The sequence below is a fragment of the Streptomyces sp. NPDC059679 genome (assembly GCF_042734105.1).
Taxonomy (GTDB): domain Bacteria; phylum Actinomycetota; class Actinomycetes; order Streptomycetales; family Streptomycetaceae; genus Streptomyces.
On the sequence record NZ_JBHWES010000047.1, the window covers coordinates 57,498 to 75,484 of the forward strand.

Below are 17,987 nucleotides of genomic sequence, written 5' to 3' on the forward strand. Positions count from 1 at the left end.
CCCGAGGCAAGGACGAAAATGATCGCCCGCGAGATCCAGCTGACTGCCCAGATCACCGGCACCCCCACGCTCGACCATTTCACCGTCGCCAAGACCGTGGTGGACGGCGAGGTCCTGGTACGCACCGACCAGATCGGGCTCGCCGCGACCTACCTGGAGCTGATGCGGGCCGACTGCACCATCCCGGTCCCGGCCTGGCAGCCGGGGCAGCGGGTAGGGGTGGCCGCCATCGGCACCGTGGTCCGATCCGACAGCCCCGAATTCGAGGTCGGTGACCTGGTCCAGTCGATGACCGGCTGGAGCGAGTACTCGGCCGGCCCGGCCGACTCGTACGTCAAGCTAAATCGTGAGCTCTTCGCCGACCCGGGCTACTACCTCGGCCAGGGACCGACCGCCTACTACGGGATGGCCGAGGTAGCGGCCGTCGGTGAAGGCGACGTGGTCTTCGTCTCCGGCGCGGCGGGCGGGGTTGGCTCGCTGGCCGGGCAGATCGCCAAGTGCCTTGGTGCGGCTCGGGTGATCGGCAGCGCCGGCAGCCTGGCGAAGGTCGACTACTTGGTGAACGAACTCGGCTACGACGCCGCCTTCGACTACCACGACGGCTCTGCAGCCGACCGGCTGCGGGAGCTCGCGCCCGAGGGCATCTCGGTCTTCTTCGACGTCGTGGGCGGCGAGCAGTACCAGGGCGCGCTGCAGGCGGCCCGGCCCGGGGCGCGCTTCGCCCTGTGCGGCTCGCTGTCCAGCCAGCTCGGTGACGCAGCGCAGCGCTTTCCGCAGCCGGACCGCGCGGCGGCCGAGGCCAGGGGCGTCGAGCTGCTGCCCTTCTCCTGCTACCACACGCCTGATCAGATAGCGGCCTGGCGTGAGCACTTCAGCAGCTGGCTGGGCGAGGGCCGCTTCGTCTATCCGCAGACGGTGGTCGAGGGTGGGATCGAGGACGTGCCGCAGGCGTTCCTCTCCCTGCTGCAGGGTTCCTACCAGGGCAATGTCTCGGTGCGGCTGTCGTGACCGCCCTCTCCCTCCGGACCCTGAACCGGGCGCTGATGGGCCGCCAGTTCCTGCTGGGGCGCACCGATCGCAGTGCGCTGGAGGTGATCGGGCGGCTGGTCGCACTGCAGGCACAGGAGCCGAACTGGGCCTATGTCGGGCTGTGGAGCAGGATCCACGCCTTCACGCAGTACGAGCTCACCACACTGCTGGAGGACCGGCAGGTGGTCCGCTCCGGTCTGCTCCGCAGTACCCAGCACCTCGCCGCGGCCGACGATTTCCGCCTGCTGCGGCCGCTGCTGCAGCCCGTGCTCGACCGTACGGCCGGCTCGCCCCACTTCGCCCGGAACAGCACAGGTCTGGACGCGGCGTCCTTGGTGGCCGAGGGACTCGGCCTGCTCGCGGGAGGGACGCTGTCGCGCAAGGAGTTGGCCCGGCGGCTGGCCGAACGCCATCCGGGACGCGACGGCCGGATTCTGGCCGGGCAGGTGGAATTGCGCACCCCCCTCGTCCACGGCGCGGCCACCGGCGCATGGGGCTCCTGGGGCAACCGGTCGGCGGTCTCCGTCACGCCCGCCGAGGTCTGGCTGGGACAGCCGATGGCGACGGCAGCGACGACGACTGCCGCCAAGGATTCGGCCAAGGAGCTGATCCGCCGCTATCTGGCCGCCTTCGGCCCGGCCGGAGTGAAGGACGTCCAGGCCTGGTGCGGACTGACCCGCCTGGGCGAGGTCGTCGCGGAGATGCGCGCCGAACTGCGCCGCTACTCCGGCCCCGACGGCAGGGACCTGATCGATCTGGCCGACGCGGAGCTGCCCGACCCCGAGACGCCCGCTCCAGTGCGGCTGCTGCCCGCCTTCGACAACGTCCTGCTCGGTCACGCCGACCGGACTCGGGTCATCAGCGACGAGGACCGGAAGTGGGTGATGCCCGGCCAGGCAAGGGTACGGCCCACCTTCCTGGTGGACGGCTGGGTGCACGGAACATGGTCCCTCGACGCCGGGACGTTGCGGCTCACCCCGTTCCGACCGCTCTGCGCAACCGATCGGGCAGCCCTGGAACAGGAAGCCGACCGGCTGCTGCGATTCGTGGGAGGCCGGGTGGTGTCCTACAGCGCCCCTGAACCGCCCCCGTAGAGTCCAGTGTCAGGCCTACGCCGTCCGCGGCGGTCCCGGGCGCCGGGCGCCGCCGTCGTCCGGCTGTTCCGCGTCCGAGCCGCACAGTTCCCGGTTCAGCACCCGCACCAGCTCCATCAGGTCGGTCGGCCGGTCCGGGGACCACCAGTCGCCCAGGAGCTCCGCCAGCGACTCCCCCCGGGCGCGGTAGAGCCGTTCCGCCACCCTTCGCCCTTCCTCGGTCGGCACGAGCGACACCCCGTCGCGCGCGCCCAGCCCCCGCTCCTCGATCTGCCGGGCCGCCTCGGTGATGACCCACGGCGGCGCGGTCGAGCGCTCGGCCAGCAGGTAGGGCTCGACCCCGCCGTAGTGGGTCATCCGCAGCAGCATCCAGCTCGCGGCCGGTCTGAGGTCGAGGCCGGCGCGTTTGGCGATGTCCTCGTAGACCTGTCTGCGGCCCTTGCGGCTGCCCAGCAGCGAGAGGGCGCGGGCGACCTCGTCGTGCGAGGAGCGCTCGACGGGGTTGCTGGCGACCACCTCGCTGGCCTCGGGCGCGGTGACGCTGGCCCGCAGCGGTTCCTCGTGGAGGAACCAGGCCAGGACGAAGGCGATCAGCACGAACGGCGCCGCGTACAGGAACACATCGGTGATGGAGACGGAGTACGCGTCCAGCACCCTCGCCCGCAGCGCCGCCGGCAGCAGCCGGACCCCTCGGGGGTCGGCGCTCAGCGCGCTGGGGTCGACGCCGGGGGGCAGCCGCTGTCCGGCCAGCACATGGGCGAGGTGGGGGGCGAGGCTGTTGGCGAAGATCGTGCCGAAGACGGAGACGCCGAAGGAGCCGCCGATGGAGCGGAAGAAGGTGTTGCCGGAGGTGGCGACGCCGAGGTCCTGGTAACGGACGGAGTTCTGCACGATGGTCACCAGGACCTGCATGACCAGGCCGAGCCCGAAGCCGAAGACGAAGAAGTACACGCTGGTCTCGGCCACGCCGGTGGACGGCCGCAGCTGGTGCAGAAGCAGCAGGCCGACGGCGGTGACGCCGGTGCCGAGGATCGGGAAGACCTTGTAGTGGCCGGTACGGCTGACGACCTGGCCGGAGCCGGTGGAGGCGAGCAGCATGCCGAAGACCATCGGCAGCATATGGACGCCGGACAGGGTCGGGCTGACGCCCTGTACGACCTGCAAGAACGTCGGCAGATAGGTCATGCTGCCGAACATCGCGAAGCCGACCACGAAGCCGATGACCGAGCAGACCGCGAAGGAGCGGCTGCGGAAGAGATACAGCGGCAGCACGGGCTCGGCGGCGCGCCCCTCCACCCGTACGAAGGCCACCAGCAGCACCAGCCCCAGGAACGCGAGCCCGACGATCTGCCAGGAGCCCCAGGGGTAGGTCACGCCGCCGAGGGAAGTCATCAGCACCAGCGCGGCGGCGACGGAGGCGATGAGGAGGGTGCCGAGGTAGTCGATGGTGTGGCGGGCGCCGCGGACCGGGATGTGCAGGACGGTGGCGATGACGGCGAGGGCGATGATGCCGAGGGGGATGTTGATGTAGAAGACCCAGCGCCAGCTGAGGTGGTCGACGAAGAGCCCGCCGAGCAGCGGCCCGAGGACGCTCGTGGCGCCGAAGACCGCGCCGAAGAGCCCTTGGTAGCGGCCGCGTTCGCGGGGCGGGACGATGTCGCCGACGATCGCCATCGACAGCACGATCAGCCCGCCGCCGCCCAGCCCCTGGAGCCCGCGGAAGACGATCAGCTCCGGCATGTTCCGGGCGAGCCCGCACAGCGCCGAGCCGATGAGGAAGATGACGATGGCGGCCTGGAAGAGCTTCTTGCGCCCGTATTGGTCGCCGAGTTTGCCCCACAGCGGGGTGGCGGCGGTCGAGGCGAGCAGATACGCGGTGACGACCCACGACAGATGCGACAGTCCGCCGAGATCGCTGACGATCGTGGGCAGGGCGGTGGCGACGATCGTCTGGTCGAGGGCGGCGAGCAGCAGTCCGAGCAGCAGGGCGCCGATCGCCACGAGGACCGTACGCCTCGTACGGCCCTCCCCCGGGCCGAGCGCCACGGGGCCCGGGGCCGGGGTCGAGGGACTCGCGTCCTGCGCCATGGGTGACTCCGTACGTTGTCAGCGCGCGGCAGCCCGCGCGCGGGCCTCCGCGCTCCGTCCTCGACCAGCCGCCGACTCGCCTTGACTCGTCGCCTTCGTCCCGGTCCGCGTTCTTCACCCCCATCCTCGCCTTTATGTCTCGTTACGGCCTGCCGAGAAGGCCCACACTCATTGGGAAGCGCTGCGCGGAACATGACAGGCTCTGCATAATCGCTGCGACTCCAGGAAGGGAAAGACCCGTGACGGCAGACCTCTGCCCGCACTGCTTCGCGCCGGCGCGCGACAACGGCCGCCCCGGTTGCGCGTGTGCAGCGCGCGCCGCCGCGGCTGCCGCGGCGGCGGGCGACAGCGAGGACCACATACGCGACGACCGCGACGGCATACGCGAGAACACGCGCGAGAGCATGCGTGAGGACACGCGCGACGGCTTCGACGACGAGATACGCGACGACCCCATGGGCCCACGCCCGTACGTCACGTTCGCCGGCGAAGAGCGCCGCAAGGGCCCCGAGCTCCGCGACATACGGCTGTTCGAGCGCATGACGACCCGCAGATCCGCCCGCGAGGACCACGACGCCCACGATGCGGACGCGGAACTCGAACAGGCCGGGAGAGACCAGGCCGGGAGAGCGGACGGCGCGGACGGAGCAGCGGCCGGAGCGGGCAGAGCGCGCAGAGACGCGGGCAGAGACCACAGAACCGCCGCGGCCGCGGGGGCCGCCGCGGTGACCCAGGCGTTCGAGCCCGTCACGCAGCCCATCGACCGGATCAGCCCGGTCAACCGGACCGACCGGACCGACCGGACCGACCGGATCGGGGCGGCCGAGGCCGCGCGGACCGAGGCAGACGCGTCCACTCCCGCCGGGGGCGGGTCCGGGGGCGGGCCGGGCGCCGGGCGCCACCGGAAGAGCCGCAGAGGCCCGGTGGTGGCGGTGCTCTCGGGGGCCGCCGCGGTGGCGGTGGCGAGCACGCTGGCCTTCGGCACCGGTTTACTGGGCGGGGACAAGAAGCACGACCAGGAAGCCGACCGGACGCTGTCGGACCCGAGCACCAGCGCACCGGACGACGACCCGTCGACCAAGGACGACAAGTCGCCCGACAAGAAGCCCTCGCCCTCGGCGTCGTCCACCACCCCCGCCACGACGCCTTCCGCCGCCAAGAAGGAGAGCGCGAGCCCGCGGCCCAGCCACTCGCCGTCGGCCTCGAAGTCGAAGGAACCCTCCAAGTCGACCACCTCACCCACCCCCTCGGCGACCGACGCGACCGGCAGCGTCTCCCCCGACCCGACCGAGACCCCGCCCCCCACCGGCCCGCCCGTGCTGCAGGAGGGCGACAGCGGCTCCGAGGTGGTCGAGCTCCAGAAGCGGCTGGGCCAGCTGCTGCTCTACCTGGGGTCGTCGGACGGCGAGTACGACGACGGCGTACGGAACGCGGTGACCAGCTTCCAGAACACCTACGGGGTGGAGGGCGACCCGAAGGGGGTCTACGGGCCCAACACGCGCCGTGCTCTGGAGTCGCGAACCGACGAACCGTAAAACGCGAAGGCCCCGCCGGTGCCACTGGCGCACCGGCGAAGGTCTTTGTATCGTAGAGAAACAAAGTGGCTCCGCCCGCACTCCCTGACCGGCGGGCGGAGCCACTTGTCTCTTCTCCCGCGCCTTGGAGTACGTCGATGCCGGCCACCGCCCCGTTCACCGCTCGTGCCCTTCTCCTCGACATGGACGGCACCCTCGTGAACTCCGACGCCGTGGTGGAGCGCTGCTGGCGCCGCTGGGCCGCCGAGCACGGGCTCGATGCGACCAGCATGCTCAAGGTCGTACACGGGCGGCAGGGGCACGCCACCATGGCGGTGCTGCTCCCCGAGCGGCCCATGGAGGAGAACCTGGCGGACAACCGGCGGATGCTGGAGTGGGAGACCTCGGACGTCGACGGCGTCGTGCCCATCCCCGGCGCCCCCGCCTTCCTGGCCTCGCTCGCGGACCTGCCGCACGCCCTGGTCACCTCCGCCGACGAGGGGCTGGCCCGCGCCCGGATGGGCGCGACGGGGCTGCCGATGCCGAGCGTGCGGGTCACGGCGGAGTGCGTCGGGGCGAGCAAGCCGGACCCGGAGGGCTTCCTCAAGGGCGCGGCCGAGCTGGGCTTCGAGCCCGAGGACTGCGTCGTCTTCGAGGACTCCGAGGCGGGCATCGCGGCGGGCCGGGCGGCAGGTATGCGGGTCGTCGGGGTCGGTCCCCGAGCCGCGGGCCACGCCCCTGACGCACACGTACGGGACCTGGAGCAGATCCGCGTCGAGGCGCTGCCGGACGGCACCCTGCGTCTGCACTTCACGGACTGACAACACAGCCCGGTCGCCACAGCGTGAGACCCCCGGCCGGGCCGGGGGTCTCACGCTGTGGCGTACGGGCCGGGGTACGGCGGAGCGTCAGCCCGCCACCGCCTCGTACAGGCTGAACCCCGCCAGCGCCAGCATCACCAGCGCCGCCACCTTCGTGATCAGCCGCAGCGGTACGTACCGCATCAGCGTGCGGCCGCCCAGGATGCCGAGCCCCGCGACCGCCCACAGAGCCAGCACGGCGCCGAGGCCGACCGACAGCGGGTCGTCGTAGCGGGCGGCCAGGTTGGCCGTCATGATCTGGGTCAGGTCGCCGAACTCCGCGACCAGGATGAGCATGAACCCGGCCCCCGAGACCTTCCAGAAGCTCTGGTCGGCGGGGGTGCGGATCTCTTCCTCCCCGTCGTCCTTCTTCAGCAGCAGCATCGCCGCGCCCCCGAGGAAGAGCACTCCGACGATCGTCTGGACGAGGCGGTGCGGGAGCAGCCCGAGCACGCTGCCCGCCGCGATCGCGAGTACGACGTGGACCGCGAAGGCGGCGGCGACCCCGACGAAGACGTACGAGGCGCGGTAGCGGGTGCCGAGCATCAGCCCGGCGAGGGCGGTCTTGTCGGGCAGCTCGGCCAGGAAGACGACGCCGAAGACGACGGCGGCGATGGTGAGACTGATCACAGGGGTTACCTCAAGGGGCTCGGGCCGCACCGAGAGGGGCCCTTGGGGAGGGGTCGCTTCGGCACGGCAGCGTCGGACACTGCGGCCGAAGGTCTCGCTGGCGTACGCACCTCCCCATCGGGACGGGTGCCATACGCTCCGGGCGCCGGCCCGCACCACGAGGGGCGGGCAGTATGTCGACGGTCCGGCGAAGAGCTACTCCCCTTCTGCTGTTCGCAAGGATACGCGACGCGCCCGGCGCGGTGGCCGGGGGCCGGGAGCAGGGGCCGGGGAGGTCGGGAGCGGGGGCCGGCCCGAGGGAATCTCTGCGCCCCAACCCCTCGACATGACGTGTCCATGTCGCCAATCTGTTACCTGTCGCACTCCGGAGAGAAACGTTCCGGCGACAGCATTACCCCCGCGTTACCCGGCTCTCACCGGGCCGAACCGTCCCCCACTCCAAGGGAGTTCGCATGTCCCGAATACGCAACGCCTTCGCCCGGCGCGGCTTCTACGCGCGTCGACGGCTGAGCGTACTGGCCGCGGCCACCGGTCTGATGGCCCTGGCGGGCCTCTTCAACGGCCCGGCCGCCCAGGCGGCACTGCCCACCCCCGTAAGCGCCGCCACCGCCCGCACCTACCTCGCCTCGCTGACCGTGGCGACGGAGGACCGCACGGGCTACGACCGTGATCTCTTCCCCCACTGGATCACCCAGAGCGGCGCCTGCAACACCCGTGAGGTCGTCCTCAAGCGCGACGGCACCAACGTGCAGCAGGACTCCAGCTGCGCCGCGGTCAGCGGCACCTGGCGCTCCGTCTACGACAACGCCACCTGGACCGCCGCCTCCGACCTGGACATCGACCACCTCGTCCCGCTCGCCGAGGCATGGGACTCCGGCGCGAGCAGGTGGACCACCGCCCGCCGCCAGTCGTTCGCCAACGACCTGACCCGTCCGCAGCTGATCGCCGTCACGGACAACGTGAACCAGGCGAAGGGCGACCAGGACCCGGCCGAGTGGCTGCCGCCGGTCACCTCGTACCGCTGCACCTACGCCCGCGCCTGGGTGCAGGTGAAGTACTACTACGGCCTGTCCGTCGACTCCGCCGAGAAGAGCGCCCTCAGCTCCATCCTCAACGGCTGCTGAGGCCCCGTCCCGGACAACCAGCACCCGTTGTCCCGCACGACCCGAACGGGTGCTGAAGGCTCCGCACCGGAACCACCGCGCCCTCCTTCGTCGTTCCGTACCGTAAGGCCTTGCACGCCACCAAGCGACGGAGGAGGGCCGGATGGCCGGGTTGCGCCTGGGACCGCTGCTGCGCCATGTCGACTGGGAAACCGGCACCGGCGCGACGGTCTGGATCGAGGCCGACCGGCCTTGCGAGGCCGAGGTGCGCTGCGCCGGCGGCGCGGGTGGCGCGGCCCGCACCTGGTCGATCGCCGGCCACCACTACGCGCTGGTCCCGGTCACCGGGCTGCGTCCGGGCGGCGAGACGGCCTACCGCGTGCTGCTGGACGGCGAGCAGGTGTGGCCGCTGCCCGACTCCCGCTTCCCGGATTCCACGATCCGCACCCCCGCCCGGCCCTCCGCCTCCGATGCCGATACCGATGCCGGCTCCGCCCCCGACCCTGACGCCGCCCCCGATGCCTCCCCAGAGACCGCCGCAGTGCGCGTCGCGTTCGGCTCCTGCCGGTGGGCCGCGCCGCCCGCCGACGCCTCGGCCGATCCGATGGGCCCCGACGCCCTGGACACCCTGGCGCACACCCTCGCCCACACCCCCGGGGCCGAGCGCCCCGACGTGCTCGTCCTGCTGGGCGACCAGGTCTACGCGGACGAGACCTCCGAGGAGACCCGCCGCCGGCTCGCCGCGCGGCGCGACGTGACCCAGCCCCCGTGGCAGCAGGTCGCCGACTACGAGGAGTACACCCAGCTGTACTACGAGTCCTGGCTGGACCCCGAGGTGCGCTGGCTGCTGTCCACCGTCCCCAGCTGCATGATCTTCGACGACCATGACGTCATCGACGACTGGAACACCAGCGAGGCATGGCAGCGGGAGATGCGCGCCACCCCGTGGTGGCAGGAGCGGATCCTCAGCGGCCTGATGTCGTACTGGGTCCATCAGCACCTGGGCAATCTCTCCCCCGCCGAACTGGCCGCCGACGAGTTGTACGCGGCGGTGCGGGCCGCGCCCGAGGGCGACGGCACGGATCTGCTGCGGGAGTTCGCCGCCCGCGCCGACGCCGACCCCACGTACGCCCGCTGGAGCTACCGCCGCGACTTCGGGCGGGTGCGGCTGCTGATGGTCGACACCCGGGCCGCGCGGGTGCTGGAGGAGGGCGCGCGGGCGATGGTCGCCGAGCCCGAGCTGGCGTGGCTGCGCGAGCAGGCGCTGGAGGGCACGGACAGCTATGCCACGAGCGGCCGCGCCGGGCCGTACGACCACCTTCTGATCGGCACCTCGCTGCCCTGGCTGCTGCCGCACTTCGTCCATGACGTGGAGGCGTGGAACGCCGCGGTGTGCCGCGGCAAGCGCGGCCCGCGCTGGGCACGGATCGCGGAAGACCTCCGCCAGCGGGGCGACTTGGAGCACTGGGCCGCCTTCCCCGCGTCCTTCGACGCGCTGACCGAGCTGATCGCGAAGGTCGGTGGCGGGCCCGCGGCGCCGGCGACGATCAGTGTGCTGTCCGGCGATGTGCACCATGCGTATGTCGCCGAGCCCGACTGGTCGCGCTGGCCGCAGCCGCCGGACAGCCAGGTGCGGCAGCTGACGTGTTCGCCCGTGCACAACCGCACGTACGCCTCGATCCGGCTCGGTTTCCGGTTCGGCTGGAGCCGGGCGGGCCGCCGGCTCGGCCGCGCCTTCGCCCGGCACGGACGAGTCACCCCGAGCCGGCTCGACTGGCGCAAGACGGGCGGCCCGTGGTTCGGCAACCAGCTGATGACGCTGACGCTGCGCGGGCGTTCCGCGCGGCTGCGGCTCGACCAGGCACGGCCCGATCCGTCGGGTGGCGGGGCGCGGCTGGTCACGGCCCTGGAAGCGGACTGGCCCGAGGGCTGACCCGCGCCCCCCGCAGTCGATTCGCGCCTCCCGCAGTCGAATTGTGGCCGTGCGTCAAAACACCAACCCGGCGTGATCCCTCCCACAACGGAGGCCGGAGTTCCCCGCCTCGGCGCGATTCCCGGGAGCCGAGCGGCATGATGGGCGAACCCTGAGTCACATCTGCCCCGGGAGACACAATCTTGGCCGGAGACCCCCACGCCATAGCCGTCGTCGGTGCCGGTCCCCGCGGCACCAGCGTGCTCGAGCGGCTATGCGCCTCGGCCCCAGAACTCGCGCCCCACGCGCGGCTCACCGTCCACATGGTGGATCCGTCCCCGCCCGGCGCCGGCCGGGTGTGGCGTACGGCCCAGCCGGGCGAGTTGCTGATGAACACCGTGGCCTCACAGGTCACCCTCTTCACCGACGCCAGCGTCGAATGCGAGGGACCGGTCCGCACCGGACCGAGCCTGCACGAGTGGGTCGCCGCCCGCGGGCTCGACCCGGCCCTCGGCCCGGACGACTACCCCAGCCGCGCGCTCTACGGCCGCTATCTGGAGTGGGTGTTCGGGGAGGTGGTGCGAGGCGCGCCGGACACGGTGACCGTCCAGGTGCACGCCGCGCGCGCCGTACGCCTCGAGGAACGCCCGGACGGCGAGCAGGTGCTGACCCTGGAGGACGGCAGCCGGCTCGACGGGCTGCGGGCGGTCGTGCTCGCCCAGGGCCATCTGCCGACGGTGGCGGACGCGGCGGAGGAACGGTTCGCCGCCCATGCCGAGCGCCACGGGCTGCGCTACTACCCGCCCGCCAACCCGGCCGACGTCGACCTGTCGCCCATCGCGCCCGGCGAGGCCGTACTACTGCGTGGCCTGGGCCTCAACTTCTTCGACCACATGGCGCTGCTGACGGTCGGCCGCGGCGGCAGCTTCGCACCGGGCGACGGCGACAGCGAGGGCGCCGGCGAGGGCGGCAAGCTGGTGTATCGCCCCTCGGGCCGTGAGCCACGGCTGTACGCGGGCTCCCGGCGCGGCATTCCGTACCACGCGCGGGGCGACAACGCGAAGGGTGCCCACGGGCGCCACCATCCGCTGCTGCTGACGCCCGAGGTGATCAGCCACTTCCGCAAGCGCGCGGAATCCGGCGATCCGCCGGACTTCCTGACCGAGGTCTGGCCGCTGGTCGCCAAGGAGGCCGAGACGGTCTACTACGAGGCGCTGCTGGACCACTCGGAGCGGCCGGGCCGCTCGGACCACCCGGACCCCTCGAACCTGCCGGGCCGGCAGGGGCAGTCGGGTGAATCGAGCCAGCGGAGTCAGCCGGGACGCCAGGGATCTACGGGCCCCACGAGTTTCAGGGGGCGTTTTCTGGCCACCGAGCACGGCGGGGCGGAAGAGGCGGCGGTGCTGGACGATTTCGGCATCGCACCGGCCGACCGATGGTGCTGGGATTCGGTGGCCCATCCACACCGGGGCCGGGACTTCACCGGGCAGGAGGACTTCCGGCGGTGGCTGTTGGGATACGCGCGCGAGGACGTGGCCCACGCCCGGCTCGGGAATGTGTCGGGCCCCGTCAAGGCGGCCCTCGACGTATTTCGTGATCTGCGCAATGAGCTGCGGCAAATCGTCGACCACGGGGGTCTGTCGGGGCTGTCCCGGCGGTCCCATCTCGATCGCTGGTACACCCCGCTCAACGCCTTTTTGTCGATCGGCCCGCCGCGCCGCCGCATCGAGGAGATGGCCGCGCTGATCGAGGCGGGGGTGCTGGACGTTCTCGGTCCGCATCTGGAGGTGACCGAAGTGACCGCCGCGGAGCCGGGTGGAACCTCCGGTTTCGGGGGGCACTCGGCGCGGGTGCCGGGCCCTGTGGTGATCGCGACGACGCTGATCGAGGCGCGGCTGCCGGAGCCCGATCTGCGGCGGACGGCGGACCCGCTGCTGGACCGGCTGCTGCGCACCGGGGGGTGCCGTCCACACCGGGTGGAGGGCTACGAGACGGGCGGTCTGGATGTCACCCCGAGCCCATATCGCCTGGTGAACGCGGACGGGCGGCCCCATCCCCGGCGCTTTGCGATCGGGGTGCCGACGGAGGGCGTGCACTGGGTGACGGCGGCGGGTGCGCGGCCCGGGGTCAACTCGGTGACCTTGTGCGACACCGATGCGGTGGCCCGTGCGGCGCTGCGCGCGGCGGGGGCAAAGTTGGCGGAACTTGAACTTGCAACAAAAGGTAAGGGGAACCTAACCTGACTGTCCCATTGTTTCCCGTCCCCGGAACAAGGAGCAGTCCCCATGTCCCCGTCCGCCACCCCCCAAGGTCTCGCCGATCGCCTGGACGGCACAAGACCGTATGTCCTCTCGCTCTTCCGCATAGTCGTCGGCCTGCTGTTCTTCTGCCACGGCGCCTCCTCGCTGCTGGGCTGGTTCGGCGGCCTCATGGGCACCGGCAAGACCGTCGACGCCGGCACCTGGCCCGGCTGGTACGCGGCCGTGATCCAGCTCGTCGGCGGCGGCCTGGTGCTGCTCGGCCTGGGCACCCGCAGCGCGGCGTTCATCTGCTCCGGCTCGATGGCGTACGCGTACTTCCACGAGCACCAGCCCGAGAAGCTGTGGCCCATCCAGAACGGCGGCGAGGCGGCCGCGATGTTCTGCTGGGCGTTCCTGCTCATCGTCTTCACCGGCCCCGGCCCCTGGGCCCTCGACCGCTTCCTCGGCTCGGCGCGCCAGACCGTCACCGCCCCTGAGACACACCGTCAGCCGACCGCGGTCTGAACCGTCGTCCGAGCAGTCGCGCGAGCAGTCACCTGAGCAGTCGCCCGAGCATCTGCCTGAACGTCCGCTCCAAGCCGCAGATCACGTTATGCGGGGGTACCTCCCTTTCGCCACCGGGGAGGAAACCCCCGTGTGACGTGATTCGAACAACATCATCACCTCCTTACCGATATCCTCACCCGTCACAGGCGTACGCTGTATGGCTGTGAAGGCCGCATCCGCCGCTCCCCGGCGGCGCCGCGGCCGGGGGGAATCGGATCGGGAGAAACGTTGTTGGAACATTTGGGGTCGCTGACCAACACCCCATGGATTTACGCGGTTGTCGGCATGTCCGTTCTCCTTGACGTGTTCCTCCCCGTCCTGCCAAGCGGTGTCCTCGTCATCACGGCGGCCACCGCCGCCGCCGGAACCACCGTGGACGCGGTGGGCGTCGTACGCGTCCAGGCGGGCGCAGCCGACTTCTCCCAGATGTTCGCCCTCATGCTGTGCGCCGCCACCGCCTCCGTCCTCGGCGACATGGTCGCCTACCGGCTGGCCTGGCGCGGCAGCGACCGCCTCGACCGCGCCATCGCCCGCTCCCGCCGACTGACCTCCGCCCAGGAGAAGTTGGGCACGGCGCTGGTCAAGGGCGGCGGCGCGCTGGTCGTCATAGCCCGCTTCGCGCCTGCCGGACGATCCGTCGTCAGCCTCGGCGCGGGCGCGGCCCACCGCCGGGCCAAGGAGTTCCTGCCCTGGTCGGCGGTTGCCGGACTGGCCTGGGCCGCCTACAGCGTGAGCCTGGGTTACGTGGGCGGCCAGTGGCTCGGCGCCACCTGGCTTGGCACGGCGGTCTCGGTGCTCGCGCTCTTCGCGGCCGGCGCGGGCGCGGCGTTCGTGATGAAGCGCCCTGTCGACGACGAGCAGCCGCTCCCGGCGGCGCAGCCGGCGGTGAGCGGAGCCGGACAGGCGTAGGCAGAGCCGACGTCAACCGACGCGACGCCACTCGGCACCACGCCACTCGGCACCACGCCACTCGACACCACTCGATGTCACACGACACCGCACGACGCCGCTCGATGTCACGAGAAGGCCTGGCCCCGCGGACCCGGCCGGAAGCCCTGATCCCGCGGACCCGCTCACGGAACGCGCGAATTCCGGATCCGGCCCGGAATTCCGGCTACCGTCCCCTCATGCGCATCCCCGTCCCTCCGGCGCCCGCATGGTGACCCGCCGAAGCCGTACCACCGCCACCCTCGTCGGCGCCGCCCTGGTGCTCGCCGCCGGGATCCTCGTCGTACGGCACTTCACCGCCCCCTCGGAGCCCGAGCTTCCGACCATCCCCGCGGCCGAGCGCCCGGTGGTCGAGGCGGCCGCCCGCGCCTGCCCCAAGGTGAACGTGCCGCTGCTGGCCGCGCAGATCCACGCGGAGAGCGGCTGGCGGACGGACGCGGACTCCGGGCATGCGCAGGGCATCTCGCAGTTCACCCCGGAGACCTGGGCCGAGTGGGGCCGCGACGGGGACGGCGACGGAAAGGCCGACGTCTGGGAGCCCAAGGACGCCATCCCCTCGCAGGCCCGCTATATGTGCCATCTGTACGGCATGGTGAAATCCCTGCCCGGCAACCCGACCAAGCTGGCGCTGGCCGCGTACAACGCCGGTCCGACCGCGGTCCTCAAGGCCCGCGGGATCCCGAGGATCGCCGAGACCCGTGAGTACGTGGACCGCATCCTGAACACGCTGCTCCCCCAGTACCGCGAGAGCGAGGAGAAGTACGCGGCGGAGCACTCGCGCCCGCCGCGCCCTTCTGCTCGCGTCTCACGCCCCTCGGATTCCGACCCGTCCGGCGCGGCCCTCAAAGCCGCCGGCTCCGGGTGATCACGCGTCCGCCGCCATGAAGTCCTCGACGGCGCGTACGAGTTCGAGCGGCGACTCGTCGGCGGGGTAGTGCCCGGCACCGGGCAGTTCGACGAGTTCGGCACGCGGATACCAGCGCAGCCAGGTCTGCCGCATCAGCTCCGCCGTCAGCGCCGGATCCTGCGCCCCGACCACCACCCGGACCGGCACCCGGGAGCCCAGGATGTCCTCGTGGAAGTCCTCCAGGGCCCAGGAGTCCAGCCAGGCCCGGAACGCCTTGGCGTCGCTGTGCTCCAGCGAGTGCCGGACCATCATGTCGAGCCAGGCGGCGGGGTGGCGGCCGCCGGTGGTGTAGTCGATGATCGCCCGCCGGCTCTCGGGGCGCTCGGCGGCGGAGGTGAACAGCTCCCACTGCTCCCCCTCCATCGGCATCCCGCTCGCGGGCACGGGGGCGACCCCGACCAGCCGCCCCACCCTGTCGGGGACGGCGGCCACGACGCGCTGCGCGACGGCGCCGCCCATCGAGTGCCCGAGGAGTGAGAACCGCTGCCAGCCGAGGTGATCGGCGAGCGCGAGCAGATCGCGGCCCGCCTCGCCGGTGGTGTACTCGCCGCGGATGTCCCGCGCCTCCCCGTAGCCGCGCAGATCGGGGAGTGCGTAGGTGAAGGCCCGACGGTCGATATGCGGCATCATGGCCGCGAAGGCGGCGCGGTCCGAGAACCAGCCGTGTATGGCCACGACCCGGTGCGGCCCTTCGCCGACGAGCTCGAACGGTGGAACGAGGGGTGGAACGATCGGTCCCATGGCACCTCCGGTCCCAGTCGAAGACGGGCGCGCGGCGCGCGTGCCCGTTGCCGGACAACGGTGTCGTCAACCGGCGGCCTCGGCAAGGCCGCTGCGCATATGCGAGCGAAGCCTGACCGTGATCTGACAGGCAGCGGGGGCGGGACGCGCGGCTCACCCGCCCACGTACGGCGCCGACCCACTCACGTACGGTGCCGACCCGCTCACGTACGGTGCGGACCTGGGTGCGTGACCGCCCCTTCTCCCGCCCGTTCCTGACCGCGCGTACCATAAGACGCGGGTCAGAGCTCCCCCAGCAGGCGCTGGAGGCACCACTCGGAGCACCGATGAACCGCCGCCGAAGCACCCCGCACGAATCCACCGAACAGGCGCTGCGTTCCCTGGGACGGCTGACCGCTCAGATCCTCGAGCGGATCAAGCTGCAGCAGGCGCGGGTGGAGCTGGCCGTGGCCCTGCAGCGGCAGATGCTGCCCGCCGAACTGCCTGCGCTCCCCGGTCTGCGCGCCGCGGCCCGCTACACACCCTCGCGGGACGGGCTGGACGTCGGCGGCGACTGGTACGACGCCTTCCCGCTGCCCGGCACCACCTCGGTCGGCTTCGCCATCGGCGACGTCCAGGGCCATGACGTGGAGGCGGCGGCCTTCATGGGCCAGGTCCGCACGGGGCTGCGCGCCGTCTGCACCGCCACCTGCGACCCGGGCGAGGTGCTGCGCGGGGTCAACGAACTGCTCATCTCGATGGGCAGCGATCTGTTCACCACCTGCACCTTCGTCCGCTTCGACCCGGTCGCGGGCGAGCTGGCCTGCTCCCGCGCGGGCCATGTCCCGGCCATACAGGCATCCGCCGACTCCCCGCCCGAGGTCGTCTGGGACCCCGGGGGCCTGCCACTGGGGATCCAGAGCGGCGAGACCTATCCGGTGACCCGGCACCCGCTGACGCGGGCGGGAGCCTTCGTGCTGATCACGGACGGGGTGGTGGAAGGGCCGTCCTTCCCGATCGACCGGGGGCTGGCGGAGGTGTCGCGGCTGGTCGGCGCGGGCTATGACGCGGACGCGGAGGTGCTGGCCGCGCGGGTGAGCGAGGTCGCCGACCGGACCGGCCACTGCGACGACGCGGCCGTGCTCGTGCTCCGCCACGACGGCGTACGGCCGTAAGCGCTCGACGCACTCGGCGCACCCGGCGTGCCTGGCTCTCTCGGCGCGCCCGGCGTGCTCCGCGTGCCTGACCCCCTCGGCCCGTGACCGCCGTACATCCGACGGCGTCCCGGTTCCTCCGTGCGGCGGACGCCGCGCAGCGGCTCTGCGTGTCACCCGCACCGAACTGCGACGACGTTGTCTGATGGCCGCTGTGGCAGGCGATGACTGGATCCGGCGATACGGTGCCACGGGCCTGCGGATCGTCGCCGTCACGGCGGCGTACTACGTCGCGGCCCGGATCGGACTGCTGCAGGAGCTGGTGCGCGGACAGGTCACCCCGCTCTGGCCGCCCACCGGTATCGCCCTGGTCTGTCTGCTCCTGCTCGGCCTGCGCACCTGGCCGGGCATCACGCTGGGCGCGCTTCTGGTCAACGCGCCGATCGGCCCGACGGTCCCCGCGGTCGTCGCGATCGTGGCGGGCAACACCGTGGCCCCGGTGTGCTCGTATCTGCTGCTGCGGCGCATGGACTTCCATACGGAGCTGAACCGGCTGCGGGACGCGCTCTCGCTGGTCTTCCTCGGCGCGCTGGCCGGCATGCTGATCAGCTCCACGGTGGGCACCGGCGTGCTCGTCCTGGCGGGAGCGCTCCCGACGGACGCGTTCTGGACGACCTGGTCGGTGTGGTGGACGGGGGACGCGATGGGGGTCCTGGTGGTCACACCGCTGCTGCTGGTGCTGAGCAGGGCCCGGCCGCCGCGCGGCGTGCACCCCTACCGGTGGGCCGAGGCGGGGCTGCTGTTCGTGGCCACCACGGCCGTCGCGCTGCTCGCCACGCGCTCCGTCAGCAGCCTGCTCTTCCTCGTCTTCCCCTTTCTGATCTGGGCCGCGCTGCGCTTCCAGCTGGCGGGGGCCGCGCCGTGCTCGCTCATCGTGTCGGTGTGCGCGATCCAGGCGACGGCGGCGGGGGTCGGCCCGTTCGCGGGACATACGCTGCTGGCGCGGATGGTCACCCTGCAGGCGTTCAACGGCTCCACCGCGCTGACCGCGCTGCTGCTGTCGGCGATCATCGCCGAGCGGAACCGTACCCGCCAGCAGATCGAGCTGATCTGCACCCAGCTCGCCGAGGCGGTGGTCCGGCTGGCGCCGGGTGACGTACTACGGGAGTGGCCGCCGCCGCGACGGGGTGAGCAGCCACCGAACGAGCGCTAGGGCGGGCC

15 protein-coding genes are annotated in these 17,987 nt (G+C 72.0%); 12 read left to right on the plus strand and 3 right to left on the minus strand.

Annotated elements, in window-relative coordinates:
* Positions 1 to 18: 18 nt before the first annotated feature.
* Together ACFV2X_RS36820 and ACFV2X_RS36825 are read left to right on the plus strand one after the other, a co-directional pair.
* A complete protein-coding gene (locus tag ACFV2X_RS36820) occupies positions 19 to 1,008 on the plus strand; it encodes a zinc-binding dehydrogenase (RefSeq protein ID WP_385625266.1) in 990 nt (329 codons plus the stop codon).
* Positions 1,005 to 2,123, plus strand: coding sequence for a winged helix DNA-binding domain-containing protein (locus tag ACFV2X_RS36825; protein ID WP_385625268.1), 1,119 nt, complete (start codon positions 1,005 to 1,007; stop codon positions 2,121 to 2,123). Before ACFV2X_RS36820 ends, ACFV2X_RS36825 begins: the two co-directional genes overlap by 4 nt.
* Positions 2,124 to 2,138: 15 nt before the next feature.
* Here the strand turns inward: ACFV2X_RS36825 and ACFV2X_RS36830 are convergent, their stop codons facing one another.
* A complete protein-coding gene (locus tag ACFV2X_RS36830) occupies positions 2,139 to 4,211 on the minus strand; it encodes a DHA2 family efflux MFS transporter permease subunit (protein ID WP_385625270.1) in 2,073 nt (690 codons plus the stop codon).
* Positions 4,212 to 4,450: 239 nt separating this feature from the next.
* Here ACFV2X_RS36830 and ACFV2X_RS36835 point away from each other — a divergent pair, with 239 nt between their 5' ends.
* Together ACFV2X_RS36835 and ACFV2X_RS36840 are read left to right on the plus strand one after the other, a co-directional pair.
* Complete coding sequence (locus tag ACFV2X_RS36835) at positions 4,451 to 5,746, plus strand: peptidoglycan-binding protein (protein WP_385625272.1); 1,296 nt, start codon at positions 4,451 to 4,453, stop codon at positions 5,744 to 5,746.
* A gap of 137 nt (positions 5,747 to 5,883) precedes the next feature.
* Positions 5,884 to 6,546, plus strand: a complete 663-nt coding sequence (locus ACFV2X_RS36840) for an HAD-IA family hydrolase (protein WP_385625274.1) — start codon at positions 5,884 to 5,886, stop codon at positions 6,544 to 6,546.
* Positions 6,547 to 6,633: 87 nt separating this feature from the next.
* On the opposite strand, the gene ACFV2X_RS36845 is transcribed toward ACFV2X_RS36840, so the two are convergent.
* Complete coding sequence (locus ACFV2X_RS36845) at positions 6,634 to 7,215, minus strand: TMEM165/GDT1 family protein (protein WP_385625276.1); 582 nt, start codon at positions 7,213 to 7,215, stop codon at positions 6,634 to 6,636.
* A gap of 452 nt (positions 7,216 to 7,667) precedes the next feature.
* Here ACFV2X_RS36845 and ACFV2X_RS36850 point away from each other — a divergent pair, with 452 nt between their 5' ends.
* From ACFV2X_RS36850 to ACFV2X_RS36875, 6 genes are all read left to right on the plus strand, one after another.
* On the plus strand, positions 7,668 to 8,339 hold the full coding sequence (locus tag ACFV2X_RS36850; RefSeq protein WP_385625278.1) for an HNH endonuclease family protein: 672 nt from the start codon (positions 7,668 to 7,670) through the stop codon (positions 8,337 to 8,339).
* Positions 8,340 to 8,481: 142 nt separating this feature from the next.
* Positions 8,482 to 10,251 carry an alkaline phosphatase D family protein gene (locus tag ACFV2X_RS36855; protein ID WP_385625280.1) on the plus strand — a complete coding sequence of 590 codons (1,770 nt, stop codon included), beginning with the start codon at positions 8,482 to 8,484 and terminating at the stop codon, positions 10,249 to 10,251.
* 182 nt (positions 10,252 to 10,433) lie between these two features.
* Positions 10,434 to 12,473 carry an FAD/NAD(P)-binding protein gene (locus tag ACFV2X_RS36860; protein WP_385625282.1) on the plus strand — a complete coding sequence of 680 codons (2,040 nt, stop codon included), beginning with the start codon at positions 10,434 to 10,436 and terminating at the stop codon, positions 12,471 to 12,473.
* Between the two features lie 42 nt (positions 12,474 to 12,515).
* Positions 12,516 to 12,995, plus strand: a complete 480-nt coding sequence (locus tag ACFV2X_RS36865) for a DoxX family protein (protein ID WP_385625284.1) — start codon at positions 12,516 to 12,518, stop codon at positions 12,993 to 12,995.
* Between the two features lie 270 nt (positions 12,996 to 13,265).
* Positions 13,266 to 13,946 (plus strand): DedA family protein, encoded by a 681-nt coding sequence (locus ACFV2X_RS36870; protein WP_385625286.1) that lies wholly within the window; start codon positions 13,266 to 13,268, stop codon positions 13,944 to 13,946.
* 247 nt (positions 13,947 to 14,193) lie between these two features.
* A complete protein-coding gene (locus tag ACFV2X_RS36875) occupies positions 14,194 to 14,850 on the plus strand; it encodes a lytic transglycosylase domain-containing protein (protein WP_385625289.1) in 657 nt (218 codons plus the stop codon).
* On the opposite strand, the gene ACFV2X_RS36880 is transcribed toward ACFV2X_RS36875, so the two are convergent.
* Positions 14,851 to 15,633 carry an alpha/beta fold hydrolase gene (locus ACFV2X_RS36880; RefSeq protein ID WP_089506453.1) on the minus strand — a complete coding sequence of 261 codons (783 nt, stop codon included), beginning with the start codon at positions 15,631 to 15,633 and terminating at the stop codon, positions 14,851 to 14,853.
* Between the two features lie 326 nt (positions 15,634 to 15,959).
* On the opposite strand from ACFV2X_RS36880, the gene ACFV2X_RS36885 reads away from it, so the two are divergent.
* Entirely contained in the window at positions 15,960 to 16,787 is an 828-nt protein-coding gene (locus tag ACFV2X_RS36885) for a PP2C family protein-serine/threonine phosphatase (protein ID WP_385625292.1), read from the plus strand.
* Positions 16,788 to 16,971: 184 nt separating this feature from the next.
* Positions 16,972 to 17,979 carry an MASE1 domain-containing protein gene (locus tag ACFV2X_RS36890; protein ID WP_385625295.1) on the plus strand — a complete coding sequence of 336 codons (1,008 nt, stop codon included), beginning with the start codon at positions 16,972 to 16,974 and terminating at the stop codon, positions 17,977 to 17,979.
* Positions 17,980 to 17,987 lie beyond the last annotated feature (8 nt).

What these genes read in the sequence shown, in the direction of transcription:
- ACFV2X_RS36850 (WP_385625278.1), top strand. Translation starts at nt 7,668, where the DNA reads ATGTCCCGAATACGCAACGCCTTCGCCCGGCGCGGCTTCTACGCGCGT.
- ACFV2X_RS36875 (WP_385625289.1), top strand. Translation starts at nt 14,194, where the DNA reads ATGGTGACCCGCCGAAGCCGTACCACCGCCACCCTCGTCGGCGCCGCC.
- ACFV2X_RS36830 (WP_385625270.1), bottom strand. Translation starts at nt 4,211, where the DNA reads ATGGCGCAGGACGCGAGTCCCTCGACCCCGGCCCCGGGCCCCGTGGCG.
- ACFV2X_RS36855 (WP_385625280.1), top strand. Translation starts at nt 8,482, where the DNA reads ATGGCCGGGTTGCGCCTGGGACCGCTGCTGCGCCATGTCGACTGGGAA.
- ACFV2X_RS36840 (WP_385625274.1), top strand. Translation starts at nt 5,884, where the DNA reads ATGCCGGCCACCGCCCCGTTCACCGCTCGTGCCCTTCTCCTCGACATG.
- ACFV2X_RS36890 (WP_385625295.1), top strand. Translation starts at nt 16,972, where the DNA reads ATGGCCGCTGTGGCAGGCGATGACTGGATCCGGCGATACGGTGCCACG.
- ACFV2X_RS36820 (WP_385625266.1), top strand. Translation starts at nt 19, where the DNA reads ATGATCGCCCGCGAGATCCAGCTGACTGCCCAGATCACCGGCACCCCC.
- ACFV2X_RS36880 (WP_089506453.1), bottom strand. Translation starts at nt 15,633, where the DNA reads ATGGGACCGATCGTTCCACCCCTCGTTCCACCGTTCGAGCTCGTCGGC.
- ACFV2X_RS36865 (WP_385625284.1), top strand. Translation starts at nt 12,516, where the DNA reads ATGTCCCCGTCCGCCACCCCCCAAGGTCTCGCCGATCGCCTGGACGGC.
- ACFV2X_RS36885 (WP_385625292.1), top strand. Translation starts at nt 15,960, where the DNA reads ATGAACCGCCGCCGAAGCACCCCGCACGAATCCACCGAACAGGCGCTG.